24 protein-coding genes are annotated in these 24330 nt (G+C 70.7%); 16 read left to right on the forward strand and 8 right to left on the reverse strand.

Annotated elements, in window-relative coordinates; translation table 11 throughout:
* Positions 1-21: 21 nt before the first annotated feature.
* Entirely contained in the window at positions 22-1113 is a 1092-nt protein-coding gene (locus tag O2L52_RS15920; protein WP_270116687.1) for a DUF3866 family protein, read from the reverse strand.
* A gap of 130 nt (positions 1114-1243) precedes the next feature.
* On the opposite strand from O2L52_RS15920, the gene O2L52_RS15925 reads away from it, so the two are divergent.
* From O2L52_RS15925 to tatC, 5 genes are all read left to right on the forward strand, one after another.
* Positions 1244-2221 carry a helix-turn-helix transcriptional regulator gene (locus O2L52_RS15925; RefSeq protein ID WP_270116688.1) on the forward strand — a complete coding sequence of 326 codons (978 nt, stop codon included), beginning with the start codon at positions 1244-1246 and terminating at the stop codon, positions 2219-2221.
* Positions 2218-3150: a helix-turn-helix transcriptional regulator gene (locus tag O2L52_RS15930; RefSeq protein WP_270116689.1), complete on the forward strand. Its 933-nt coding sequence runs from the start codon at positions 2218-2220 to the stop codon at positions 3148-3150. Before O2L52_RS15925 ends, O2L52_RS15930 begins: the two co-directional genes overlap by 4 nt.
* Before the next feature lie 90 nt (positions 3151-3240).
* A complete protein-coding gene (locus tag O2L52_RS15935; RefSeq protein WP_270116690.1) occupies positions 3241-3450 on the forward strand; it encodes a hypothetical protein in 210 nt (69 codons plus the stop codon).
* 228 nt (positions 3451-3678) lie between these two features.
* On the forward strand, positions 3679-3957 hold the full coding sequence (tatA, locus tag O2L52_RS15940; protein ID WP_270116691.1) for a Sec-independent protein translocase subunit TatA: 279 nt from the start codon (positions 3679-3681) through the stop codon (positions 3955-3957).
* Positions 3958-3979: 22 nt separating this feature from the next.
* Positions 3980-4972 carry a twin-arginine translocase subunit TatC gene (gene tatC / locus O2L52_RS15945; RefSeq protein ID WP_270116693.1) on the forward strand — a complete coding sequence of 331 codons (993 nt, stop codon included), beginning with the start codon at positions 3980-3982 and terminating at the stop codon, positions 4970-4972.
* 97 nt (positions 4973-5069) lie between these two features.
* Here the strand turns inward: tatC and O2L52_RS15950 are convergent, their stop codons facing one another.
* Positions 5070-5807, reverse strand: coding sequence for an HAD family hydrolase (locus O2L52_RS15950; RefSeq protein ID WP_270116695.1), 738 nt, complete (start codon positions 5805-5807; stop codon positions 5070-5072).
* A 98-nt stretch (positions 5808-5905) separates the two neighbouring features.
* On the opposite strand from O2L52_RS15950, the gene O2L52_RS15955 reads away from it, so the two are divergent.
* Positions 5906-8635, forward strand: coding sequence for a DEAD/DEAH box helicase (locus tag O2L52_RS15955; protein ID WP_270116696.1), 2730 nt, complete (start codon positions 5906-5908; stop codon positions 8633-8635).
* A gap of 49 nt (positions 8636-8684) precedes the next feature.
* Entirely contained in the window at positions 8685-9062 is a 378-nt protein-coding gene (locus O2L52_RS15960) for a VOC family protein (protein WP_270116698.1), read from the forward strand.
* Positions 9063-9224: 162 nt separating this feature from the next.
* Here O2L52_RS15960 and O2L52_RS15965 read toward each other — a convergent pair whose 3' ends face one another.
* Positions 9225-10130 carry a 5'-3' exonuclease gene (locus tag O2L52_RS15965; RefSeq protein WP_270116699.1) on the reverse strand — a complete coding sequence of 302 codons (906 nt, stop codon included), beginning with the start codon at positions 10128-10130 and terminating at the stop codon, positions 9225-9227.
* A gap of 222 nt (positions 10131-10352) precedes the next feature.
* On the opposite strand from O2L52_RS15965, the gene O2L52_RS15970 reads away from it, so the two are divergent.
* The 7 genes from O2L52_RS15970 (at position 10353) to O2L52_RS16000 (ending at position 17857) form a co-directional block, all read left to right on the forward strand.
* Positions 10353-11138, forward strand: a complete 786-nt coding sequence (locus O2L52_RS15970; protein WP_270116700.1) for a transporter substrate-binding domain-containing protein — start codon at positions 10353-10355, stop codon at positions 11136-11138.
* Between the two features lie 32 nt (positions 11139-11170).
* Positions 11171-11953 (forward strand): amino acid ABC transporter permease, encoded by a 783-nt coding sequence (locus O2L52_RS15975; RefSeq protein WP_270116701.1) that lies wholly within the window; start codon positions 11171-11173, stop codon positions 11951-11953.
* A complete protein-coding gene (locus tag O2L52_RS15980) occupies positions 11950-12705 on the forward strand; it encodes an amino acid ABC transporter ATP-binding protein (RefSeq protein ID WP_270116703.1) in 756 nt (251 codons plus the stop codon). Before O2L52_RS15975 ends, O2L52_RS15980 begins: the two co-directional genes overlap by 4 nt.
* Before the next feature lie 13 nt (positions 12706-12718).
* Entirely contained in the window at positions 12719-14308 is a 1590-nt protein-coding gene (locus O2L52_RS15985; RefSeq protein WP_270116705.1) for an amidohydrolase, read from the forward strand.
* Positions 14309-14816: 508 nt separating this feature from the next.
* The gene (lnt, locus tag O2L52_RS15990; RefSeq protein ID WP_270116883.1) at positions 14817-16502 is read left to right on the forward strand and encodes an apolipoprotein N-acyltransferase; all 1686 of its coding nucleotides are present in this window, start codon (positions 14817-14819) and stop codon (positions 16500-16502) included.
* 12 nt (positions 16503-16514) lie between these two features.
* The gene (locus tag O2L52_RS15995; protein WP_270116707.1) at positions 16515-17306 is read left to right on the forward strand and encodes a polyprenol monophosphomannose synthase; all 792 of its coding nucleotides are present in this window, start codon (positions 16515-16517) and stop codon (positions 17304-17306) included.
* A complete protein-coding gene (locus O2L52_RS16000) occupies positions 17303-17857 on the forward strand; it encodes an FxsA family protein (RefSeq protein ID WP_270116710.1) in 555 nt (184 codons plus the stop codon). Before O2L52_RS15995 ends, O2L52_RS16000 begins: the two co-directional genes overlap by 4 nt.
* A 68-nt stretch (positions 17858-17925) precedes the next feature.
* Here O2L52_RS16000 and O2L52_RS16005 read toward each other — a convergent pair whose 3' ends face one another.
* Complete coding sequence (locus O2L52_RS16005; RefSeq protein WP_205327476.1) at positions 17926-18267, reverse strand: RNA polymerase-binding protein RbpA; 342 nt, start codon at positions 18265-18267, stop codon at positions 17926-17928.
* 482 nt (positions 18268-18749) lie between these two features.
* On the opposite strand from O2L52_RS16005, the gene O2L52_RS16010 reads away from it, so the two are divergent.
* Positions 18750-20114, forward strand: a complete 1365-nt coding sequence (locus O2L52_RS16010; protein WP_270116711.1) for an Hsp70 family protein — start codon at positions 18750-18752, stop codon at positions 20112-20114.
* Positions 20115-20138: 24 nt separating this feature from the next.
* On the opposite strand, the gene O2L52_RS16015 is transcribed toward O2L52_RS16010, so the two are convergent.
* From O2L52_RS16015 to O2L52_RS16030, 4 genes are all read right to left on the reverse strand, one after another.
* Positions 20139-20690 (reverse strand): PadR family transcriptional regulator, encoded by a 552-nt coding sequence (locus O2L52_RS16015; protein ID WP_270116713.1) that lies wholly within the window; start codon positions 20688-20690, stop codon positions 20139-20141.
* Positions 20691-20882: 192 nt separating this feature from the next.
* Positions 20883-21446: a hypothetical protein gene (locus O2L52_RS16020; protein ID WP_270116714.1), complete on the reverse strand. Its 564-nt coding sequence runs from the start codon at positions 21444-21446 to the stop codon at positions 20883-20885.
* A 60-nt stretch (positions 21447-21506) separates the two neighbouring features.
* Positions 21507-22850 (reverse strand): UDP-N-acetylglucosamine 1-carboxyvinyltransferase, encoded by a 1344-nt coding sequence (locus O2L52_RS16025; protein ID WP_270116715.1) that lies wholly within the window; start codon positions 22848-22850, stop codon positions 21507-21509.
* Positions 22851-22943: 93 nt separating this feature from the next.
* Positions 22944-23882, reverse strand: coding sequence for a LysR family transcriptional regulator (locus O2L52_RS16030; RefSeq protein ID WP_270116716.1), 939 nt, complete (start codon positions 23880-23882; stop codon positions 22944-22946).
* Positions 23883-24121: 239 nt separating this feature from the next.
* Between O2L52_RS16030 and O2L52_RS16035 the strand changes: the two genes are divergently transcribed.
* The gene (locus tag O2L52_RS16035; protein WP_270116717.1) at positions 24122-24274 is read left to right on the forward strand and encodes a hypothetical protein; all 153 of its coding nucleotides are present in this window, start codon (positions 24122-24124) and stop codon (positions 24272-24274) included.
* The last annotated feature ends 56 nt before the right edge of the window (positions 24275-24330 follow it).

Below are 24330 nucleotides of genomic sequence, written 5' to 3' on the forward strand. Positions count from 1 at the left end.
GGCGCGGTGGGGGAGCTGTGCTCAGTCGCGGCGGGTGGCTATCTGGGCCGCGTGCCTTCCCGCTGCGGCTGCGGCGACGAAGTACACCCGGTCGCGGTCGAGGCCTCTGCCCATGGTGGACAGCTTGACCGGCAGGGCCTCCATGGCCTCGACCAGGCCGGAGCAGTCGATCTCGATCTGGCGGTGCCGCTCCGGGAGCTCCGAAAGCTGGCGCCTGATGCGGCCTTCGAGGGCCGCCGGGAGCTCGTCAGGCACCGGCACATCGGCCGCCGCCAGCGCGACCTTCGCGTACGCCGTCATCGAGTGGTGCGAGATGCCCTGGTGCCGTTCGCGCGCATCGCCTTCGGAGATCCGCAGCGACGCCACGGGCCTGCCGCCGAGTACCGACGCGGCGTTGACCGCTTCGCCCGCCGCGGTCCCCGAGAAGCCCCACACCGTGCCGGTCCCGAGGTTCCCCGGTCCCTGCGCCACGATCGCGATGTCGGCGCCGCCGACCACCCGCGCCGCGATCAGCGCATTGTGGACGTTAGTGGCCTCGAGGTCCCCGCCGAAGCACTGACCCGCGGTCACCGTCGTGCAGAGCCGTGGCGAGAGCTGGTCGAGCTGGCGCGAGAACCACGCCGGCAGCGCACCGCCGTCGGTCATCACATAGGCGACCCGCGCCTCCGGCGCGGTCGCGTGGATGCCGGCGAGCACCGGGGCGAGCGCCGAGTGCAGGTCCGCCACGACCACGGGCATCCCGCCGAGGTCCTCGCAGGCCTCCACGGCCGCACGGTGCGGCGAGTCGTCCTCGTCTACGGCCAGGCGCATCGCCTGCATCGGCGTGTACCGGGCCTTGACGATGTGCCCCGGCCCCTCCACGTCCGCAGGGAGCCGGTCCGGCACGGCCACGACCAGCGCGTACCCGCCCGTGCCCAGGCCCTTCGCGATGGCGTTGCAGTTGAGCAGCACCCGGTCGCCGACCTCGGGCGCCCCCACGAGCTCGTCGTACGCCAGGCCCCGGCACGAGAACGCGTCCTCGCCCTCGCGGGCCTCGACATCGACTTCGAGTTCGGTGCACCCGCGCCAACCGCCGCGCACGCCGGTGACGGTCCCGTTTCGCCATCTGATCACGCCCGGACAGTATCAAGCGCAACCGGAACCGGTGCAGCACGGCGAGCCCGCACCGGCCCCCGCCCGGTCCCGCCACGCGCGCGGGCAGGCGTGCTGGCAGCGCCTCCACCGCCTGGCATAGGCTGGGCGGGTGTCCAACGATCGCACTGAACGACTGGTGAACCTGGTGCTCTGCCTGCTGTCCTCGCGGCGGTTCCAGACCTCCACCAAGATCGCCAGGACCGTGCCCGGCTACGAGCACAACCACGACGACAAGAAGGCCCACGACGCGTTCCAGCGCAAGTTCGAACGCGACAAGGCCGAGCTGCGCCGCATCGGCATCCCGCTGCAGTCCGGCATCGACTACCTCGGGGACGGCGAACCGGGCTACCGGATCGCCCGCTCCGACTTCGAGCTGCCGCAGATCGAGTTCACCGACGCCGAGGCCGCCGCCGTGGCCGCCGCCGCGCGCCTGTGGCAGCAGCCCGAGCTCCAGTCCGGCTCCTCCGACGCGCTCCGCAAGCTCCGGGCCGCCGGCATCGACGTCGAGTCGCACGCCGCCGCGTCCCCGGTCAAGTCCCTGCCCGGCGCCGAAGCGGCCCTCGCGCCGTTCCTCGAAGCGGTCGCCTCGCGCCGCGTCGTCGTCTTCGACTACTTCGGCCCCCGGGACGAGTCCGCCCAGCAGCGCCGCATCCAGCCCTGGGGCTGCGCGGCCTGGCGCGGCCGCTGGTACGTCGCCGGCTACGACCTCGACCGCGGCGCCCAGCGCTGCTTCCGGCTCTCGCGCATCAGCGGGAAGGTCCGCCTCACCGGCCCTGAAGGCGCCTTCACGATCCCCGACGGCGTGGACGTCCTCGGTTTCGCGTCCGCCTCCGAGGAGCACCAGCTGCCGAGCCGCGCCACGGTCCTCGTCCGGCCCAAGCGCGCCTGGGGCGTGCGCCGCCGCGCCGACCAGATCGGCCCGCGCACCGCCGAAGGCGACCAGGCCTGCTTCTCGTACACCGACACCGCCGCGACCGCCGCCTGGCTGGCCTCGTTCGGCGCGGACGTCCTCGTGACCGAACCGCCCGAACTGGTCAAAGAGACCATCGCCTGCCTGCAGGCCCTCGCCGACGAGGAGACCCCGTGACCCAGAACCGGCTCGCCCGCCTGCTCAACCTCGTCCCGTACCTCGTCGCCCGGCCCGAAGGGGTCCCGATGGCCGAGCTCGCGGCCGACTTCGGCGTCGACGCCGACCAGATCCAGTCCGACCTCACCATGCTGTGGATGTGCGGACTGCCCGGTTACGGCCCCGGCGACCTCATCGACCTCGCGTTCGACGCCGACGAGGTCCGCGTCCTGTTCGCCGCCGGCATGGACCGCCCGGTCCGCCTCGCCGCCCACGAGGCCCTCGCGCTCTCGGTCGCCCTGCGGGTCCTCGCCGACACGCCCGGCGTCGGCGACCGCGCCGCGATCGCCTCAGCGCTCGACAAGCTCGCCGCCGCCGCGGGCGAGGCCCCCGCCGACGTCACCGTCCGCGACACGGTCACCGACCCCCGGGCCGAACGGTATGCGGCGCTCGTCGCCTCCGGACACGCCGCCCGCATCACCTACTACTCGGCCAGCCGCGACACCACCTCCGAACGCGTCGTCGACCCCATCGAGGTCGTCGCCGCCGACGGGCACGCCTACCTGCGCGCCTGGTGCCGCACGGCGGGGGAGATCCGGCAGTTCCGCATCGACCGCATCGACGCGTGCTCCGAACTCGACGAGCCCTCCGAACCGCTGCGCCTCACCAACCAGCCCGCGCCGACCGCGTTCCTCGCCTCCGAGCTGCCGCGCATCCAGCTGCGGCTCGGGCCCGGCGCGAAGAACGTCATCGACTCCTACCCGTGCGACGAGGTCCTCGGCGAGAGCGACGGCCGCCGCCGCGTCACCATGCGCGTCCGCGACCTCGACTGGGCCCGCCGCTTCGTCCTCGGCCTCGGCGGCGAAGCCGAAGTCCTCGCCCCCGAGGAACTGCGCGACGCCGTCCGCCAGACCGCCCGCGCCGCGCTGGCCCGGTACCAGCCCGCCTGAGGGCGTTCCCGGAACCCGGGCTCCCGAACTCCGGCCGACCCGCCGCCGGGCCCGCTCGAACCGGGCGGCGCCCGGCGCTAGACTGACCCGATGATCTGGGCGATATCGGTCGTGCTGGCACTCGCCGGACTCGTGCTTCTGGCCATAGCTGCCACACGCCTCCTCGGCGGCCTCAAACAACTCGGATTCGGCCTCGAACGTGTCCAAGAACGCGCCGGAGAGCTACAGGACCTGCAAGAACGCCTGAACGCGACGCTCGCGGAGGCCGAACGCACGGCCGCGTCACTCCCCAAGAAGTGACGCATCTCCGTCTCCGCCGCCACATTCTGATAAAGATCAGGGTTCCCGAAGCCTCCAGTGTTGACGGAAGTGTCAAACGTCGGTCATGCTTGTCCGGCTCGACGATGTCGTAGCCACGCCACCGCAGGTGAACCCGGTACCAAGCCGAGACTCAGCCTCCGTGGCAGCCGCCTCCCAAGCGGCATACGATGGTTAACGTCACCGACATATATCCGGAGGGACCGAACAATGGGTGCATTGAAGCCCTGGCACATCATCATTCTCGTCGTTGTCATCTTGCTGGTGTTCGGCTCCAGGAAGCTTCCCGACATGGCGCGTGGTCTGGGTCGCTCTATGCGGATCCTCAAGTCGGAGACCGAGGCCATGAAGAAGGACGGGACCAACCCCGACGACGACGGCGACACCCGCGCTGAGCCCAAGCACACGCGCGAGCCGCTCGACCCGCCGGCGCCGGTCAACGAGTCCGTGATCGACGGCGAATCGGTCGACCACAAGAAGACCCGCTAGCCCGGAATCGGCCGTAACGAATATGGCTGACGCACCGCCGAGGCGTGCCAGGCGAGAACGCCAACCGTCGAAGTTCCAGCGCGCCGCCGACGGCTCCATGACACTCATGGAGCACATCGCCGACCTGCGGAACCGCTTGCTCATCTCGGTCATCGTGATTCTGGTCGGCACCGCTGTCGCGTTCTACTTCGCCGACGACCTCATCAAGTTCCTGTCGGCCCCGTACTGCTCGGCGCTCGGCTCCGGGGGGGTCGAGGAGACGGGGGACGGGGCGAAATGCGAAGCGGTGCTGAACTCGCCGATCTCGCACATCACCCTGATGCTGAAGATCGCGCTCTACTCAGCGCTCGTCGGGACGGCGCCGGTCTGGCTGTACCAGCTGTGGGCCTTCATCGCGCCCGGCCTGCACCGGAACGAGCGCAAATACGCCTACCTGTTCATCGGCATCGCCGCCCCGCTGTTCCTCGCGGGCGCAGTCCTCGCCTACTTCGTGGTCGCCCACGGCATGGAGTTCATCATGCTGCTGGCGAGCCAGGATTTCGTCATCCTGCTGAACCTCGAGGACTACCTCACCTTCTTCATCTCGGTGATGATGGTGTTCGGCATCGGCTTCGAGTTCCCGCTGATCATGTTGATGCTCAACGTGATCGGGTTGGTCAACGCCAAGCGGATGCTCGGCTGGTGGCGGATCGTGGTCGTGGTGAGCTTCATCTTCACAGCGGTCTTCACACCGACGCCCGACCCGTTCGGCATGACGGCGCTCGCGATCTGCATGCTCATCCTGTACCTGGCAGCCTGCGGTGTCGCGTTCCTCAACGACAAGCGCAAGGGCATCACCTACGACGACGACGGTCTCGACGACGAAGAGGCCAGCGACATCGGTTCCTCCGATGTAGACCTGGCCGCTGACGCCAGCATCGGCGCCAGCAGCCTTGACGACGATGACTATCCCGGGGAGCCCGAGCGGCGAGGCCGCTTCGGACGCCGCGCGGAAGGCTACGACGACATCACCTGAGTCCGCTGAGGACACAGGATCGAGCACTGAATGAGGGCCCCACTGCAAAAGCGGTGGGGCCCTCATTGCGTCTGAACTTGCGTCTGGAAAGCGCCGGCTAGCAGCCGCTGCGCACCAGCCGTAGCACCGCGTCGAGGCCGACCATCCGGCCCGCCTCGGCGTGCGGCAGCAGGTAGCAGCGGGCGCCGATCCGCGCCGCGCCCGCGTCGGCCATGGTGTCGCCCACCATGAGCACCCGGCTCGGCTCCACGTCGAGCGCGTGGCAGGCCGCGTAGAACATCTTCTCGTCAGGCTTGCAGTAGCCGACCTCGTAGGACAGGATCCACTCGTCGATGAACCGGTCGATGCCCAAGCGCCGCAGAATCGGACGCGCGTCGAAACCGATGTTCGAGACCAGCGCGATCGGATACCCCTGGGCCTTCAGCGAGACGAGGGTGCCGATCGTGTCGGCGTACGCGACCCAGCCCTCAGGGGAGGCCATGCGGTCGTACAGCGCCTCCGCGAGGCCCTCGAACACCCCGTGGGCCTGCCCCGCGAGCTCGGAGTACGCCTCGCGGTGGGCGTCCTCGTCGAGGTCGCGGTCGGCCCAGGCGTCGGCGAAATGCGGCCGCACCCGCGGCTCCATGCCCGAACCGGGCCAGCCCTGCGCGCCGATCGCATCCGCCAGCGCGGTCACGGCGAGCGGGTTCAGCCGCTTCCCGCAGGACTCGGCAGCGAGCGACACCGAACGGGTCAGTGGTTCGAGCTGCGCCAAGGTGCCGTGGAAATCGAACAGGACCGCGTCGACCCCACCGCGTCCCGCATCGTCATCTCCTGGTGAGGAATCCCGGTGCACAAACGGACGATACCCGGCCGTGTAGGCGTCGTCACAGCCGGGTACGGAAGCGCGTTACCGGAGTGCTCTTGTCGGGGCGGCAGACTAGTGTTGTGGCCATGGTTACCGCCGACGTTCCTTACGCCGACGACCGCTCCCCGGCACAACGCCACGCCGCCGCGCAGGCGCGTCGGCAGTGGCCGCAGCTGGCGGCCTTCGCAGGGGACTACCCGTTCGAACTCGACGACTTCCAGGTCGAGGCCTGCCGCATCCTCGAGAGCGGCCACGGCGTGCTCGTGTGCGCGCCCACGGGCGCGGGCAAGACCGTGGTGGGCGAGTTCGCCGTGCACCTGGCGCTGGCCGAGGGCCGGAAGTGCTTCTACACCACCCCCATCAAGGCGCTGTCGAACCAGAAGTTCAACGACCTCGTCGCCGCGCACGGCGCCGAGAACGTCGGGCTGCTGACCGGCGACACGGTCGTCAACGGCGAGGCCCCGATCGTCGTGATGACGACCGAGGTGCTGCGCAACATGATCTACGCGGGCTCCTCCACATTGCAGGGACTGCGCTATGTGGTCATGGACGAGGTGCACTACCTCGCCGACCGCTTCCGCGGGGCCGTGTGGGAGGAGATCATCATCGAACTCCCGCAGGAGGTCCGGGTCGTCTCCCTCTCGGCGACGGTCTCGAACGCGGAGGAGTTCGGCGACTGGCTCAAGAGCGTCCGCGGCTCCACTGAGGTCGTGGTCTCCGAGACCCGCCCGGTGCCGCTGTGGCAGCACATGATGGTGGGCGGCGCGCTGCTCGACCTGTTCGAGCCCGACGGCGACTACGTCTCCAAGGAACTGCTCAAGAAGGACGCCCGTGCGCGCGAGCGCAACGAGGGCCGCACCGGCGGCCGGCGCCGCGGCGGACGCCCCTATGTGGACCGCGGCCGGGTGATCTCCCGGCTCGACCAGGCGTCGCTGCTGCCGGCCATCTACTTCATCTTCTCGCGCGCCGGTTGCGATGCGGCCGTTGACGAATGCGTGCGCGCCGGACTGCGGCTCACCGACGGTCGCGAGCGGGACGAGATCGTGGGCTACGCGACCGGCTCCGTCTCCCACATCGACCCCGCCGACCTCGAAGCGGTCGGTTTCGAGCGGTGGCTCGCGGGCCTGGCGGCCGGCATCGCCGCCCACCACGCGGGGCTCCTCCCCGTGTTCAAGGAGGTCGTAGAGAAGCTCTTCGAGCGCGGCCTCCTGAAGGCCGTCTTCGCCACCGAGACGCTCGCGCTGGGCATCAACATGCCCGCGCGGTCGGTGGTCCTGGAGCGGCTCATCAAGTACGACGGGTCCGACCACGTCATGCTCACCCCCGGCCAGTACACGCAGCTGACCGGCCGGGCCGGGCGGCGCGGCATCGACGTCGAGGGCCACGCCGTCACCGTCTGGGCCGAGGACGTGCGCCCTAAGGAGCTCGCCGGGCTCGCCTCCAAGCGCACCTACCCGCTGAACTCCAGCTTCGCGCCGTCGTACAACATGGCCGTGAACCTCATCGGCGCCGCTGGAGTCGAACGCGCGCAAGAGGTGCTGGCCTCATCCTTCGCGCAGTTCCAGTCCGACTCCGAGGCCGTGCACATCGCCGAGCAGGCCCGCACGCTCAACCGCCGGGCCGCCGAGGCCGCCGAGGCGGCCTCCTGCCACAAGGGCGACTTCCTCGCGTACTACGACATCACGCAGCAGCTCGCGCAGGCCGAGCGCGGCGCGCAGAAGCGCCGCAAGGGCGCACTGCGCGACGAGGCGCGCACCAACCTGGAGAAGCTCCGCGGCGGCGACGTCATCTGGATCTCCCGCGGCAAGCGCACCGGCTGGGCCGTGTTCCTGCGGCCCACCGGCGGCTCGCGCCACCACGACCCGCGCTGGTCGGTGCTCACCGCCGACGGCTGGGCCGGGACGCTCGAGAGCGCCGCGTTCGACGGCGGCGTCGAGGTCGCCACCCGCATCAACGTGCCAAAGCGCTTCGACCGGCGCGACCCGAAGTCCCGCACCGACCTCGCCTCGAGCCTGCGCGAGGCCACGCGCGACCGCTCGCGGCCGACCCGGCGCGGCGGCGCGGCCGAGACCCCGGAGATCGCGCGCCTGCGCGAGGAGGTCAAGGACCACCCGTGCCGGTCCTGCCCGGACGCCGGGCAGCACACCGTGCACGCGTCCCGCTGGTCGCGGCTCAAGCGCGAGGCGGAGCTGCTGCGCAGCCGCTCCGAGCGGCGCGAGCACTCGCTGGCGCGGCAGTTCACGGCCGTTCGCGAGGTCCTCAGCGAGTTCGGGTACCTCGACGGCGAGACCGTCACCAGCGACGGGCGGCTGCTGCGCAACCTGTTCGTGGAGACGGACCTCCTGGTCGCGCAGTGCCTGCGCGACGGGATCTGGGAGGGTCTGGACGCGCCGTCGCTGGCGGCGATCGCGTCGACGGTCATCTACGAGTCCCGGTTCGAGGAGGACGAGTTCTTCGTGGCGGTGCCCGGGCCGATCGTGGACCCGGTGGCCAAGACCGTGCGGCGCTGGGAGGCGATCCGGCGCGCGGAGAACACGCGCGGCCTGTCGCTGATCTCGCGTCCGCAGATGGGTCTGGCCTGGCCGATCTACCGGTGGACGCGCGGCGAGGAGCTCTCGAAGGCGCTGGCGGCGGCCGACGGCCCGTGGCCGATGCCCGGCGGCGACTTCGTGCGGTGGGCGCGGCGCACGGCCGACCTGCTGCACCAAATGGGGACTGCTGCAAGATATCTCGACACCGAGTCATCCCATAAGCTTGCGGACGCCGCTTACGACGCGGTCGACGCGATCCGCCGAGGCGTCGTCGCCGACGTCTGAGTCCTGACGCCGCGGTCCGCCCGCAGGCGCTGAACCGGAAGGAATCCCTGTGCACCGCAGTCGAATCTCGACCGTCCTGATCGACACGCAGGAAGCCGACGCGGCGACGGCGTTCTGGTCTGCCGCGCTGGGCGTGCGGGCGCGGCCGAACGCGGGGGAGGAGCAGTTCACCGAACTCGAAGGCGCGCTGCCGGGACTCGTGACCGTGGTGCAGCGCCTCGACGACGGCGAGCCGCGCATGCACGTCGACATGGAGACCGACGACCTCGACGCCGAGACCGCACGGCTCATCGCGCTGGGCGCCACCGAGGTCTCGCGCTGGCTCGAGTGCCGGACCCTGCGGGCGCCGGGCGGCCACATCGTGTGCGTGATCCCGGTCCACTCGGACCGCGCGGAGTTCGAGGCGGCGGCGACGGTCTGGGAGTAGCCGGAGGGGTGGGGCGGACGGCGTGCGGCCGGCGCCGCCCGCCTCAACCGGGTGCCCCGGGTTACCCGCCCATTCCCACCTTCACCACTACCAGTGAAATAAGGCTACTGTCCCATACGGGTACGACAACAGACCTGAACTGCGAAAACGCTTGATACCGGGCTAGTGGACCGGGGCTTCGATCGCCTCGTGGAACCGCTTGAGGGCCGAGCCGACGCCCCATGCTGCCGCGAGGGCTTCGACCTGCGCGGGGTCCTTCGGGGCCTTCGGCAGGGTCGCGTCGATCAGGGGGACGTCGACGTCCGCCACCACCGTGGAGGCCCTGACCGCCCTGTCGAGGTAGTCGCCCGCCTCGATGATCGCCTTGCGCTGGCGGTCGGGCAGGTCCGAGCCGTCGTCGGCCGCAGCCGCCTTGAGACCCGCGATGCCGCCGAAGGTGTTCACGAGCGTGACGGCGGTCTTCGCGCCGATGCCCTTGACGCCCGGGAGCCCGTCGGACGGGTCGCCGCGCAGCACCGCGAAGTCCACGTAGTGCGCCGGGGCCACGCCGAACTTCGTCGCGACCGCCTCGCCGCCGAACAATTCTGCTTTAGATATCCCGCGCGCGAGGTATACGACCTTGCGGTCGCGCTCGTCGTCGACGAGCTGGAACAGGTCCCGGTCGCCGGTCACCACCAGCACCGGTTCGGCGGTGCGCGCCGCGAGCGTCGCGATCACGTCGTCCGCTTCGTACTCCGGGTGCGTCGCCGTCGCGATGCCCAGGGCCGGCAGCAGCGCTTCGATGGCCGCGACCTGGTCGTCCATGCCCTCCGGGGTGTCCTCGGAGCCGTCCGGGAGCGCCCGCGCGGCCTTGTACCCGGGCATCAGGTCGATCCGCCAGTCCGGCCGCCAGTTCCCCTCCAGGCAGCACACCATGCCGGTGGGCTCGTACTTGCGCGCCAGCACGGCCAAGCCGTCGAAGAAGCCCCGCACCGCCCCCGAGCGCCGCCCGTCCGGAGCCTTGATCGAGGAGGGGAGCCCGTAGTAGGCGCGGTACCACAGCGAGGCGGCGTCGATGAGCATCAGCATGCCCACCACTGTCTCACGACTGTGCACATTGTCGGTCCGCAAGCACCCTCGCGGACCATGCGAACCGCGAATCGGCTCCGCCGTGCCGCGACACAGCGTGAGAACGCCGCTTCGACCCCTTGATTTAGTGCGAAACCTGCCACATTTTCCACCGGCTGGAACAACGATGGGGGTGTCCGGCCGGAATGATCGGCGCATCAGCGAACTATGAGGAGCCCTCAGGTGAACACCAACGCCCGCCGCGCCGCCGCCGCACTGGCCCTGATCGGGACCGGTCTGGCCGGCGCCGCCTGCACGTCGGACTCCGGCGACGACTCCACCCTGACCGTCTGCACGAACGTCCCGTTCGAGCCGTTCGAGTACATGGACGGCAGCGACTACGTCGGCTTCGACATGGACCTCATGAACCTCCTCGCCGAGCGGCTCGACCAGACCGTCGAGGTCGTCGAGATCGACTTCGACTCCATCGGCTCCGGCTCGGCCCTGAACGCCGGCACCTGCGACATCGCCGCCGCCGGCCTCTCCATCACCGAGGAGCGCCAGGAGGCCATGGGCATGTCCGAGGCCTACTACCGCGCCGACCAGGCACTCGTCGTCCCCGGCGGGTCGAGCGTCGCCGCCCTCGAGGACCTCTCCGGCATGCGGGTCGCCGTCCAGTCCGGCACCACCGGCGAGACCTGGACCAACGACCACGCCGAGGAGTACGGCTACGAGCCCGTCGCCTTCGAGACCATGGGCGACATCGCCTCCGCGCTCACCTCCGGCAGCGTCGACGCCTCCATCGCCGACCTCGCCACCTGGAACGCCATGATCGCCAACACCCCCGAACTCACCCTCGTGCAGCCCATCGAGACCGAGGAGCACTACGGCTTCGCCGTCCAGAAGGACGACACCGAGCTCCTCGACGAGGTCAACGCCATGCTCAAGGAGGCCTTCGAGGACGGCACCTACGCCGAGCTGTACGAGAAGTGGATCGGCGAGCCCTACACCGGGGACGCCGGTCAGTAGTGGGCGCCGCAACCGAAGCCACCGAACGGCGCATGACGCCGACCCAGCGCCGCCGCCTCTCCCGCGGCATCCAGTACGCCGTCGTCGCCGCCGTCGTGATCGCGCTGGCGGTCGTGGCCGACTGGGGCCGCATCGCCGACTCCTTCTTCCAGGTCGACATCGCCGCCGCGATGTTCCCCGAGGTGTGGACGCCGTTCTGGAACACGATCGTCTACACCCTGCTCGCGTTCGTGTTCGGCATGGTCGTCGGCGTCCCGATCGCGCTCATGCGAGTCTCGGACTTCGGCCCCTACCGGTGGTTCGCCACCGCCTACGTCGAGGTCTTCCGCGGCCTGCCCGCACTGCTCGTGCTGTTCCTCGTCGGCTTCGGCGTGCCGGCGGCCTTCCCGGGCATCCAGTACCCCGGCGGGGTCTACGGCCAGGTCGCCATCGGCCTGGGCCTCACCTCCTCGGCCTACATCGCCGAGAGCGTCCGCGCCGGCATCCAGGCCGTCCCCAAGGGCCAGGTCGAGGCCGCCAGGTCGCTGGGCATGAGCCACACCCGCACCATGATCACCGTGGTCCTGCCGCAGGCCCTGCGGATCGTCATCCCGCCCCTCACCAACGAGCTCGTGATGCTCACCAAGGACTCCAGCCTCGTGTTCGTCCTCGGCGTCACCACCGCGACCATGGAGCTGTCCAAGTTCGCCCGCAACGAGCTCACGTCGGAGGCCAACGCCACCCCGCTGCTCGTCGGCGGCCTGCTCTACCTGCTGCTGACCATCCCCCTCGGTCTGCTGGCCCGCCGCCTGGAGAAGCGAGGAGAAGCCCGATGAACACCGAAGCGACCCCGATCGTCGAGATCCAGGGCCTGCACAAGCGATTCGGCGACAACGAGGTCCTCAAGGGCATCGACCTCCAGATCGCCGAAGGCGAGGTCGTGTGCCTCATCGGCCCCTCCGGGTCCGGCAAGTCCACGCTCCTGCGCTGCGTCAACCTCCTGGAGACCCCCACCGAGGGCACCATCGTCGCGGCCGGCCACGACTTGACCGCCCGCGACGCCGACCTGGACCTCGCCCGCCGCGACATCGGCATGGTGTTCCAGCACTTCAACCTGTTCAGCCACATGACGATCCTCGACAACCTCGTCGTGCCGCAGGTGCGCGTCTGCAAGATCCCCAAGGCGAAAGCCGTCGCCGAGGCCCGGCGGCTCCTCGCCGAGGTCGGCATCGAAGGCAAGGAGCAGGCCAAGCCCTCGCAGCTGTCCGGCGGGCAGCAGCAGCGCGTCGCCATCGCCCGCGCCCTCGCCGTCAAACCCCGGCTCATGCTCTTCGACGAACCCACCAGCGCCCTCGACCCCGAGATCGTCGGCGAAGTCCTCGCCGTCATGAAAGGCCTAGCGGCCGAAGGCATGACGATGCTCGTGGTCACCCACGAGATGAGCTTCGCCCGCGAGGTCGCCGACCGCGTGCTGTTCCTCGACGGCGGCGTCATCGTCGAATCCGGGCCGCCCGCCGACGTCCTCGCCAACCCCAAGACCGAACGGGCCCGCAGCTTCCTCCACCGCGTCCTGCACCCCGTCGACTGACATCATGGGAGGCATGAGCCTCCTCCAGAAGACCGTTCCCGCAACGGCCGAGCGCGTCCTGTGGCGCGGCGGCCGCGTGCTCAGTCCGACGAGTCCCGCCGCCACGGCCCTGCTCACCGTCGCCGACCGCATCACCTGGGTCGGCCCCGAAGCCGACGCACCCGCCGCCGACCGCACCGAAGACCTCGGCGGCGGGCTCGTGACCCCCGCGTTCGTCGACTCCCACGTGCACCTCACCGCCACCGGCGGCGCCCTCGCGGGCCTGCACTTCGCCGCCGACCGCTCCGCCGCCGCCGTCCTCGACCACCTCGACGCCTTCGCCCGCACCGCCCCCGCCGACGCGCTCATCCTCGCCGGAGGCTGGGACGAGACCACCTGGGACGACCCCGCCCTCCCGACCGGCGAAGCGATCGAACGCGCCGCCGGCGGACGCGTCGCCTACCTCTCGCGCGCCTGCGGCCACACCGGCATCGCCACCCCCCGCCTCCTCGCCGAGCACCCCGAACTCGCCGCACACGACGGCTACGACCCCTCCGGCGTGCTCACCCGCGCCGCCCACAAGGCCGCCCGCGCCACCCTCGGCGCCCGCGTCCCCGTCAGCCAGCGCCTCGCGCTCGCCGAGTACGCGCTGGCCCGCGCCGCCCGCAGCGGCATCGCCGCCGTCGTCGAGCACTTCATACCGGTCGCGGCCGACCCCTTGGGGGAGAAGGAGTTCCAAGGCCTCGTCGAGCTCGGGCAGCAGCCCGGCAACCCCTCCGTGCACGGCTGGTGGGGAGAGCTGCGCGCCGCCGCGAAGGCCCGCGACCTCGGCGCCCACGGCTGCGGCGGCGACCTCTCCGCCGACGGCTCCCTCGGCGCCCGCACCGCGTTCCTGCGCGAGCCCTACCGCGACGCCGACACCCTCGGCGCCGAGTACCTGACCGCCGCCGACGTCGCCGCGCACCTCCTCGACTGCCACGAGGCGGGCCTGCCCGCGGCGTTCCACGCCATCGGCGACGGCGCGATCGCCAACGTCCTCGCAGGTCTGGACGCCGTCGAGCCCGTGCTCGGGCTCGACGCGATCCGCCATGCGCGCCACCGGATCGAGCACGCCGAACTGCTCGACGCCGCGCTCATCGCCCGCATGGTCCACCACGGCGTCCACGCCTCCGTGCAGCCCGCGTTCGACGCCGCCTGGGGCGGCCCCGACGGCATGTACGCGACCCGGCTCGGGCGCGAGCGGGCCCTCGCCGCGAACCCGTTCTCGAAACTCGCCGGCGTCGGCGTCCCGCTCGCCTTCGGATCCGACGCCCCGGTGACCGCCCTGGACCCCTGGGGCGGCGTGAGAGCCGCCGTGCGCCACCGCAACCCGGTTTCGCGGCTCGCGATGGCCGCGGCCTTCACCGCGGCCACCAGAGGCGGCTGGAGGGCCCTGGGGGTGGACGACGCCGGGGCGCTCGCCCCGCACACCCGCGCGAATTTCGCGGTGTGGGAGCTCACGGACGGGGGACTTCCAGACCTGAGCGACCCGCACGTCCCCGATCCGAAGTGCTCGATGACCGTCGCCGACGGCCAGCTGATCTGGTCGGCTGCCTGGCCAGCGCCGACTCCGCGCGACCACTGACGCGAGAAAATTTGTGGAACCAAAATTCCGACCCGGTTGACGCCATCGGCGCAGTTTGGCTTACGGTGGTCTGGTCCTCGGCGGACGACCGGAAACGGAAGCCCGCCGAACGTCGGGGGCGACTCGACTTGCTTTGCTCCCACGCAGACTGGACAAGGTGGCAGCGCGGCCGCACTGCTACCGGCGGCCAGGTCCAGATCGCGGGGGTCGGCGGAGGAAGGCGGGCCGGTCGCCGGTGGTGGACCCGCAGCAGACGCAGGAGATCCCTAGACAACAGCTCGTAGACGCTCAGCCAGACGGGTGCGAGTTGGTCCGAAGATCACCAGCTGACGCGGCAGGGGACACCGGCCGTACAGGGACTGGGAGAAACCCGTGCGAGGGGCGTAGCCGGACACAGCTACGCCCCTTTGCCATACCCGAAGTAGGCTAGAGCCCCGAAGGCGAGGGCCCCTCGCCGCAGCCGTGGCCCGGCACCGCGTACCAGCGAGGAGCGCCCTACTTGAGCACCGTGATCGACGACGACCGCGACGCCGCCCCCGCGCCCGAGGCGACGCCTCCCGCGCCCAAGCGCCGCCCGCTCCTGCTGACCGACTCCCCGCTCGGCCGCCGTCTCACCCTCCCCGCCGCGCTCGTGCTCGCGATCGCCTCCGGCCTCCTGGCCGTCCTCGCCTTCCCGCCCTACGGCGCCTGGCCCCTCGCGGCCGTCTCCGTCGCCGGATTCGGCGCCGCCGTCCACCGCCGCGCCCCCGGCGGCCTCGGCGCCGCCTTCGGCATTGGTTTCGTCTATGGGATGGCGTTCTTCCTGCCCCTCCTCGCCTGGTCCTCCACGCAGGTCGGCCAGTGGCCCTGGCTGTTCCTGTGCGCGCTCGAAGCACTCGGCATGGGCCTGCTCGGCATGTTCCTCGCCGCCTGCTCGCGCCTCGTCGACACCCGCCGCTGGACCCTCGCGCCCCTCACCGGCGTCGCCTGGGTCGCCGAAGAGGCCCTGCGCTCACGCCAGCCCTTCGGCGGCTTCCCCTGGGGCAACCTCGCCTTCAGCCAAGCCGAATCGCCCACCGCGGCCGCCATCTGGCTCGGCGGCGCCCCCTTCCTGAGCTTCCTCGTCGCCCTCTCCGGCGGCCTCCTCCTCGCCGCGGGCTTCGCGCTCGGCAGGCACCTCCAGGGCCCCCAGGACGCCCCTCGCGGCGCCGGGATCCGCAAGGCCGCCGCCTTCACCGCCGCCGCGGCCCTGACCGCGCTGGCCCCCCTGGCCCTGCCGGTCAACGCGACCGCCCCCGACGGCGACACCGTCAACGTCGCGGTCGTCCAAGGGAACGTCCCGCGCCTGGGCCTCAGCTTCAACGAGCAGCGCCGCGCGGTCCTCGACAACCACGTGCAGGCCACCCTCGACCTCGCCGCCGACGTCGACGAAGGCCGCGCCGAACGCCCCGACCTCGTCATGTGGCCCGAGAACGCCTCCGACATCGACCCCCTCGCCAACCAGGACGCCTACGACCTCATCAGCGAGGCCGCCGCCGCGATCGACACGCCCATCGTCCTCGGCGGCATCGTCCACAACGAGGACGGCACCCGCTCGAACATGACCATCGTCTGGGACCCCGAAGACGGCCCGGTCTACATGTACTCCAAGCGCCACCCCGTGCCCTTCGCCGAATACGTCCCCTACAAGGGCTTCTTCAGCACCGTCGCCGGATGGATCGACCCGCGCATGTCCGAAGGCCTCGACAACGTCGCCGGATTCGAGCACGGCCAGAACGCCGGCATCGTCGAGGTCGGCGACTACACCCTCACCGGCCTCATCTGCTTCGAGATCGCCTTCGACGCCGAGACCCGCGACTCCGTCCGCGACGGCGCCCAACTCATGGCCGTCGGCACCAACAACGCCACCTTCGACACCAACGAGGCCCAGCAGCAGCTCGCCATGGTCGCCCTCCGCTCCATCGAGCACGGCCGCGACGGCCTCATGGCCTCCACCGTCGGCGTCTCCGCCTTCACCAGCCACACCGGCGAGGTCTCCCAGGCCACCGAGTTCAACACCGCCGCCGTCATCCAATCGGATCTGACCCTCTCTGACCGCTCGACTCCTGCCTCCACAGTGGGTATCCTTCCTGAAGCGGTCCTCACCGGAGCGGCACTGGTGGCCCTGGCCTGCGCCATCTTGACCAACCTCAAGCACCGCCGCAGCCAGACCTAGAAAGCCGAAGCCATGAGCCAGCAACCGGACCGGTGCCCCGCCGGCACTGACACCAGTCCGGCCATTGTGGCCATTCCGACGTACAACGAGCGCGACAACATCGAGACCACCGTCGACCTCGCCCTCACCGGCTGCGACCGCATCGACATCCTCATCGTCGACGACTCCTCGCCCGACGGCACCGGCGACATCGCCGACGCCCTCGCCGCCGCCCACGACCGCGTCCACGTCCTCCACCGACCCCAGAAACAGGGCCTCGGCGCCGCCTACCTCGCCGCCTTCGACTGGGCCGCGCAGCGCGGTTACCGCACCGTCGTCGAAATGGACGCCGACGGCTCCCACGACCCCGCCGACCTGCCCCGGCTCCTCGCCGCCCTCGACGACGGCGCCGACGTCGCCATCGGCTCCCGCTACATCCCCGGCGGCGCCGTCCGCAACTGGGCCCGCCACCGCCTCCTCCTCTCCCGCGGCGCCGGCGTCTTCACCCGCGCCATGCTCGGCCTGCGCGTCAAGGACGTCACCGCCGGCTACCGCGCCTACCGCCTCGACGGCCTCCAGAAACTCCAGCTCGACACCGTCAACTCCGTCGGCTACTGCTTCCAGATCGACCTCACCTGGCGCGCCGTCAAAGCCGGCTTCGACATCCGCGAAGTCCCCATCGTCTTCACCGAGCGCCGCGCCGGCGCCTCCAAGATGAGCGGCGCCATCACCGTTGAGGCCCTTTGGAACGTGAGCCGCTGGGGCCTGGCCCACCGCGCACGCCAACTCAAGAGCGCCCTCCGGCGTGGCAGAATCGAAGGGTGACGTACCAGCAGCAGCCTCCCGCGGCGCCCAAACGCGCTCCGCTCGCCTTCCGGCTCGCGCTGGCCGCCTGGGTCATCGCCGAGGCCGCCGCCTTCTTCGGCCTGGCCTACCTCATCGGCTTCTTCTACACGATCCTCATCGCCGTGGGCACCACCGTGCTCGGCGTGGTCCTGGTGACGAACGCGGGCAAGAAGTCCTTCCGGGCCGCCCGCGACTACCTCAACTCCGGCGGCGACCCCACCCGCGAGCTCCCGAACGGCTACGTGATCGCCGGTGCCGTGTGCCTCATCATCCCGGGGTTCGTCACCGACTTCGTCGGCCTGCTCCTGTTCTTCCCGCCCACCCGGCTGATCTTCCGGGGCCTCGGTCGCTGGCTCGCCGCGAGCGCCCCGGTGATGCGCTTCGGCGGCGGGGACGTCATCGACGGCGAAGTGATCGACGAGCGCAGCGCAGGCGACGTGAGGACAGGCGAGCGCGGCTTCGACGCGGACGCGCCGGTCAAGTACGGGGACACGAAAAACGGGCCCAGGTCCATCGACCCGGGCCCGTGAGCCTCATCGGCGCCCGATCACGGGCGCCTCGCGTTCGCTAGCCCTCGACCGCGCTATCGGGCGGCTCGCTAGCGCTCGCCGCGACGCGCGCGCATCTCCTGCAGGCGCTCGTCGAGGATCTCCTCGAGCTCCTCCATCGAGCGGCGCTCCAGCAGCATGTCCCAGTGGGTGCGCGGCGGCTTGACCTTCTTGGTCTCCGGCTCCTCGCCGTCGACCAGCTTGGCCGTGGAGCCGTCGAGACGGCACTCCCACGTCAGCGGGATCTCTGCTTCGACCGCGAACGGCACCTCGAAGCGGTGCCCCTGCGGGCAGACGTAGTCGCGGGTCTGGCGCGGGGCCAGCTCCGTGTTGCGGTCAGACTCGTAGCTGACGGCACCGAGACGGGAGCCCCTCAGCATTCTGTCGCCCATGTTCCCCTGCACTTCCTCTGGAGCAATCGCTCTGCCACACGCTCGCCGGCCCGGTCAGCCCTGGGCCTGCGCATTCTCTCCCCAGCCGATCACGCCGATTCCTGGGGTTTTCGCTTCGTACAACGCCGGGACGCGGCCGGATCCTTCCCGGCACCGCCCGTACCGGGCGCCGCTGTCGCGATGCGGACCCCCAAGTGTGGCCCGGCGCTCCTGCGGCCGCCCACGGACGTCCCCTTGAAGTGTGACACAACACCGGTCGGTATCCGCGCGACCGAGCACGTGAGATGCCGCTCGTCCCGTTCCGCGCCCGGGATCCCCCTGGTAAACGCCGTCCAGCCTGCTCTCGCCGGGCGGGTGCGAAGGGGGCGCGGGGGACCGGTGAACGCCGAACGGGTCGCACCAGGCGTGGAGGCGCCCAGTAGGGTGTGCATCAGGCTAGACGCGTTCACTGCTCGCAAGCGTCGCCCAGAGGGAGTATTCACATGCACGTTCTTGGAATCGACTTCGGAACCTCGAACACCGTTGCGGTTCTGCGTTCGGCCGACGGACGCGTACGACCCCTGCTGTTCGACGGCGCCCCCATCCTGCCCTCGGCGGTGTACTACAACTCCGACGGCCGCATGCTCGTCGGCCGCGACGCCGAGCGCAACGCCCGCATGGACCCGGCCCGCTTCGAGCCGAACCCGAAGCGCCGCATCGACGACGGCTCCCTGTTCCTCGGCACCTCCGAGATCCCGGTGCCGCAGGTCTTCGCATACGTGCTGCAGCAGGTGGCCCTCGAGGCCCAGCGCCAGGCGGGCCAGATGCCCGGCCAGGTCCGCCTCACCCACCCCGCCCGCTGGGGCGAGCGCCGCCGCTCCATCCTCGTCGACTCCGCCCGCCTCGCCGGACTCCCCGCCCCCCAGCTCATCCCCGAGCCCGTGGCCGCGGCCTCCTACTTCACCTCGGTGCTCGGCACCGCCGTCCCGCCCGGGCGCTCGCTCGCGATCTACGACCTCGGCGGCGGCACCTTCGACGCCACTGTCGTGCGCCGCACCCAGACCGGGTTCGAGGTCCTCGCGGAAGAGGGCATCGGCGACATCGGCGGCCTCGACTTCGACCACGGCATCGTCGAGCACCTCGGCAAGACCTACGGCGCCTCCCACCCCGACGACTGGAAGCGCCTCCTCAGCCCCGCCGACGACCGCGACCGCCGCTACCGCCGCATGCTCTACGAGGACGTGCGCGGCGCGAAGGAGACCCTCTCGCGCACCGCGAGCGCCGACATCCACCTGCCCGCGCTGGAGGTCGACGCCCACCTGACCCGCGCCGAGTTCGAGGAGATCGCCCGCCCGCCGCTGGAACGCACCGTGGACTGCCTCCAGCGCGCGATCCAGGCCGCCCGCATGAACCCGGCCGACCTCGTCGGCATCTTCCTCGTCGGCGGCTCCTCGCGCATCCCCGCGATCTCCCAGCTCATCCACTCCAAGCTGGGGGTCCCGCCGCAGACCTTCGAGCAGCCCGAGACCGTCGTCGTCGAAGGCGCCGTGCGCGCCGCCTCCGGCCCGGCCCCCTCCGAGCAGCCGATGACCCGCCCCACCTCGGGCGGCCCCGTCTCGCCCGCCGGGCACATGTCCGCGCCCCGCCCGCCGGTCCAGGCGCCCGTCCAGGCCCCGCAGATGCTGCCGCCCCAGACGAACTACCCGCAGCCGTCCCAGGCCCCGCAGCAGACCTACCAGCAGCCGCAGGCGCAGCACCCTGTGAAGCGACCGCTGACGCAGGAGCCGGCGGTCCTGGTCACGGGCGCCGCTGTGATCGTCCTGATCGTCATCTTCTTCGTGCTCCTGTCGACGATCCTCAACGGCTAGCGCGACACCGCCGCGCCCGGAGCGTCACCGCGAGGCGGTGAAGCCGGCGCGGCGGTTCAGTTCGCCGATCTGGCGGTCGAGCCAGTCGATCTCCGTGAGGTTCGTCGACCGGTGGATCTGCATGAGGCCCTTGCGGAACGGTGAGTCGAGCCGCTCGGGCGGAATCGGTACGCCCTGCTCGTCGAAGAACAGCTGCGCGGGCTGGTCGAGGAACTCGCGCCGGCGCGCGAGCACGAGCGCCTGCTCGCGCGGGTTCTCCAGGTGGTGCAGGAACGCGAGCAGCACGTACCACTTGTTGTCGTCGGTGATGAACCCCGCCTCGGGGTCGCGCAGCCACCGGCGCAGCTGGTCGGTGCCCGACTGGGTGATCTCGAGCATGTGGCGCGGCGCCGCGACCGACCCCGGCGCGGTGCGCCGGGTGAGGCACTCCGCGTCCTCGAGCTTCTTGATCGTGGGGTAGAGCGTCCCGTCGGCGACCGGCCTGACGTGCCCGGCGAGGCTCGCGACCCGATTCTTGAGGTCGTAGCCGTGGAGCGGGAAGTCCCGCAGGAATCCGAGAATGGCCATCTTCAGCATGCGTCCATTATGGCAGTAATAACAAGATATATCGACTCCGAGGTAGAATACCTCGTTGTCAGTCAACGTGATCGGTCGTCGAGCAGCACGAGCACGGGCTTCGCCCGCGCACTCGCCAAGAAGGACAAAGCCTCCCGTTTTCGCTGCTCAGCAAGCGAATACGGGAGGCATAGGCGGCGCTCTCGAGGGGCGTCAGAGGATGTCGAAGAACCAGAGGGCGAGATAGCCTGCGGCGGCGATGAATGCGATGACCGCGAGGAGGACGAGCCATCCGGCGGCGGCTTCCATGATGCCGGGGCGGCCGCTGTCGCCGGTCGCGGCGGCGACGGGCTCCCAGACGGTGTCGTCGATGATCCGCATGGGGGCCAGGGCTTTCGCGGGCGGGTACCAGGCGCGCGCCTGCGATTTGACCGCGGTGCGGTTGGCGGGCTGCAGGCGCCCGCGCCGGTTGTAGGCGAACAGGGCCACTTCGGACTCGTCCGCGAGGGCCGCGATGTCGGGGTCCACGGGCATCGTGGCGTATAGGCGCCGTTTGCGGTCGGGGGAGCCGGTGCCGACGATCATCGGGATGTCGGCGGCCGTGATCGCCAGCCCGGGGGACTTGGCGGCGACCACGGACTTCGTGGACTCGACGGTCGCCTCCCACTGGGGGCTGCCGATGACCTCGCCTTCGACCTTGTCGAGGTGCTTGAGGTGGGCCTGGACGAGGCTCAGGAGCGCAAAGGTCTGCGGCGGCACATCGGACGGCATGTTCATGTGTGGAAGTGTCACATACGGTCGGGCTCGGTCCGCGACCGTGCTTCTGCGCGCCGTGGTTCAGAAGGGCTCGATCTCGGCCCCGAGCAGTTGGAGCCGCTGGGCGAGCTGCTCGTAGCCGCGGTGGATGACGTCGACGTGCCGCAGTTCGGAGGTGCCCTGCGCGCGCAGCATCGCGAGCAGGAGCACCACGGCCGGCCGCAGCGCGGGCGGGCACACGACCTCGGCGCCGGTCCATTGCACCGGGCCTTCGACCTGGAGCCGGTGGGGGTCGAGCAGCCGCACCTTCGCGCCGAGCCGGTTGAGCTCGGTCAGGTAGATCGCGCGGTTCTCGTACACCCAGTCGTGGATCATCGTCCCGCCCTTGGCGCAGGAGGCGATGACCGCGAAGAACGGCAGGTTGTCGATGTTGAGGCCCGGGAAGGGCATCGGGTGGATCTTGTCCGCCGCCGCGCGCAGGGGCGAGGGGTGGACGGTGAGGTCGACCAGGCGGGTGCGGCCGTTGGCGGCCAGGTACTCGTCGCTCCTGGAGTACGCCAGGCCCATCTCCTCGGCGAGGGCGAGCTCGATCTCCACGAACTCGATCGGAGTGCGGCGCACGGTGATCTCGGATTCGGTGACGATCGCGGCCGAGACGAGGCTCCAGGCCTCGATCGGGTCCTCGGCGGGCGCGTAGTCCACGGTCGTGTCGATCTCGGCGCGGCCGTAGACGGTGAGGGTCGTGGTGCCGACGCCGTCGATGCGCACGCCGAGCTTCTCGATGTACCAGCACAGGTCCTGCACCTGGTAGTTGCAGGAGGCGTTGCGGATGACGGTGACGTCGGGGAAGCGGGCGGCGGCCATGATCGCGTTCGCGGTCACGGTGTCGCCGCGTTCGGTCAGGACGATCGTGCCGGGCCGCTCCACGTGCTCCTTGACGGTGGCCCGGTAGCTGCCCTGCGAGCGTTCGACGGAGAGCCCGAAGCGGCGCAGGGCGGTGAGGTGCGGTTCGACGGTGCGGTCGCCCAGTTCGCAGCCGCCGGCGAAGGGCAGCTCGAACTCGGGGTAGTCGTGCAGGAGCGGCCCGAGGAACATGATGATCGAGCGGGTGCGGCGGGCCGCGTCCGCGTCGATGCGGGTGAGGTCGAGGCGTTCGGGCGGCTGGAGGCGCAGGTCGCCGTCGGGGCCGAGCCATTCGTAGGCGACGCCCATGGAGCCCAGGACCCGTAGGATGCGGTTGACCTCCTCGATGCGGGCGACGCGCCGCAGCACGGTCGGGCCCCGGTTGAGGAGGCTGGCGCACAGGAGTGCGACCCCGGCGTTCTTGGAGGTCTTCACGTCGATCGACCCGGTCAGGGCGGTGCCTCCGCGCACGCGCAGGTGCCGGGGGCCGGTGTGCGCGGGATCGCCGCCGTAGTCGAACATTCGCTCAGCGTAACGGAGTTCAGTGTCCAGTAGGGTCGATCACGTTCACTGGTTAGCCCAGCTCAGCACTGGTGTACGCGGCCGCGCCGCAGCTCACGCCTGCGTTTCCGGAAGCGGCCCGATGCCCTCTGCGGCGCGCACCTGCTCGTTCAGCAGGTCCATGACGGCCGCGACGGAAGGGCGCCGCGCGCCTCCGCGGAGCGTCACGGCCTGGAAGTGCCGGAACGGGGTGAACGGCCCGGAGACGGGGACGCGCACGAGGTCGAGGTGGTGGGGGAGGTCGACGAGGCGGGGGATGAGCGCGACGCCCATCTTGTGGGCGACCATGACGGCGATGACGTTCCACTCGCGCGCCTCGCCGGTGACCGTGGGCCGGAACCCGGCGTTCGAGCAGGCGGTGAGGACGTGGCGGCGGTGCATGGAGCCGGGCACGCCGATGATCCACGGCTCGCGCTCGAGTTCGCGCAGGTCGACCGCCTCGCTCTCGGCGCACCAGTGCCCGCCGGGCACGACGAGGTCGAAGGGGTCGTTGAAGACCGTCTGGGCGTCGAAGCGGATGTCCTCGGGCGGCGGGTTGTCGGGCGTGGCCTCGACGAGCGCGAGGTCGCCCTCCCCGGCGAAGAGCAGGTCGAAGCATTCCGAGGCCTCGGCCTCGCGCAGCCGCAGTTGGAGCGCGGGGTACCGCTCGCGGGCGGCGTCGACCAGCGGCGCCAGCAGTGTGGCGATGGCCGTGGGGAACCCGCACAGGCGCAGCATCCCGGACGGCTCGCCCTCGGTGGCCTGGAGTTCGGCCTCGGCCAGGCGCCACATCGCCTCGATGGCGTCGATGTGGGCGATGAGGACCTGCGCGGCCGAGGAGAGCCTGACGCCGCGCCCGACCGGTTCGAGGAGCGACACCCCGAGGTCCTTGGCGAGCAGCCGGATCTGCTGCGACGCCGCTGAAGTGGACATGTGCAGGGCTTTCGCCGCGCCGGAGACGGTGCCGTGGTGGGCGATCGCCCGCAGCACGTGCAGTCTCCTCAGGTCGATCACGGTGTGGCCCCAATCGCTTAAGTGTTCGCTTCACGATGAGTTTCGCAAACTAGCGTCACCGAGGTGTTGTAGCCCGGACGATTGGGACCTTAACCTCGTATTGAGCGTGAGAACGGTGCGTGAATGCCGCTGCGGGCGGTATCGGCCGGCGCTCATCCCTGGAACGAAACCCGAAGCCTTGTAAGGAGGACGCGGTGATGCAGTGCTGCCCGTTTTGCGGTTGGCCCGACGACGATCCGGTGACGACCGTGTCCCGGCACCGGAGCGCCTCGGGCGTGACGGTGTGGACGCGCTGCATCTGCGGGTCGCTCCAGACGCGCATCCTGCGCGGGGCGGTCATGGAGGTCTGCGCGCGGAGCAGACTGAGCGGCCATCCGGCCGCGACCCTGTAACCCCTCGGTCCTCCTCCTCTCTTCTCCTTGACGCCACCGCGCCATCGCCGGCGCGG

Source organism: Glycomyces algeriensis (genome assembly GCF_027622855.1).
GTDB lineage: Bacteria > Actinomycetota > Actinomycetes > Mycobacteriales > Micromonosporaceae > Glycomyces > Glycomyces algeriensis.

Coding starts and splice junctions, on each gene's coding strand:
- O2L52_RS15935 (WP_270116690.1), top strand. CDS start 3,241: ATGATCTGGGCGATATCGGTCGTGCTGGCACTCGCCGGACTCGTGCTT.
- tatA (WP_270116691.1), top strand. CDS start 3,679: ATGGGTGCATTGAAGCCCTGGCACATCATCATTCTCGTCGTTGTCATC.
- tatC (WP_270116693.1), top strand. CDS start 3,980: ATGGCTGACGCACCGCCGAGGCGTGCCAGGCGAGAACGCCAACCGTCG.
- O2L52_RS15955 (WP_270116696.1), top strand. CDS start 5,906: ATGGTTACCGCCGACGTTCCTTACGCCGACGACCGCTCCCCGGCACAA.
- O2L52_RS15965 (WP_270116699.1), bottom strand. CDS start 10,130: ATGCTGATGCTCATCGACGCCGCCTCGCTGTGGTACCGCGCCTACTAC.
- O2L52_RS15975 (WP_270116701.1), top strand. CDS start 11,171: ATGACGCCGACCCAGCGCCGCCGCCTCTCCCGCGGCATCCAGTACGCC.
- O2L52_RS15980 (WP_270116703.1), top strand. CDS start 11,950: ATGAACACCGAAGCGACCCCGATCGTCGAGATCCAGGGCCTGCACAAG.
- O2L52_RS15985 (WP_270116705.1), top strand. CDS start 12,719: ATGAGCCTCCTCCAGAAGACCGTTCCCGCAACGGCCGAGCGCGTCCTG.
- O2L52_RS15995 (WP_270116707.1), top strand. CDS start 16,515: ATGAGCCAGCAACCGGACCGGTGCCCCGCCGGCACTGACACCAGTCCG.
- O2L52_RS16005 (WP_205327476.1), bottom strand. CDS start 18,267: ATGGGCGACAGAATGCTGAGGGGCTCCCGTCTCGGTGCCGTCAGCTAC.
- O2L52_RS16010 (WP_270116711.1), top strand. CDS start 18,750: ATGCACGTTCTTGGAATCGACTTCGGAACCTCGAACACCGTTGCGGTT.
- O2L52_RS16015 (WP_270116713.1), bottom strand. CDS start 20,690: ATGCTGAAGATGGCCATTCTCGGATTCCTGCGGGACTTCCCGCTCCAC.
- O2L52_RS16020 (WP_270116714.1), bottom strand. CDS start 21,446: ATGAACATGCCGTCCGATGTGCCGCCGCAGACCTTTGCGCTCCTGAGC.
- O2L52_RS16025 (WP_270116715.1), bottom strand. CDS start 22,850: ATGTTCGACTACGGCGGCGATCCCGCGCACACCGGCCCCCGGCACCTG.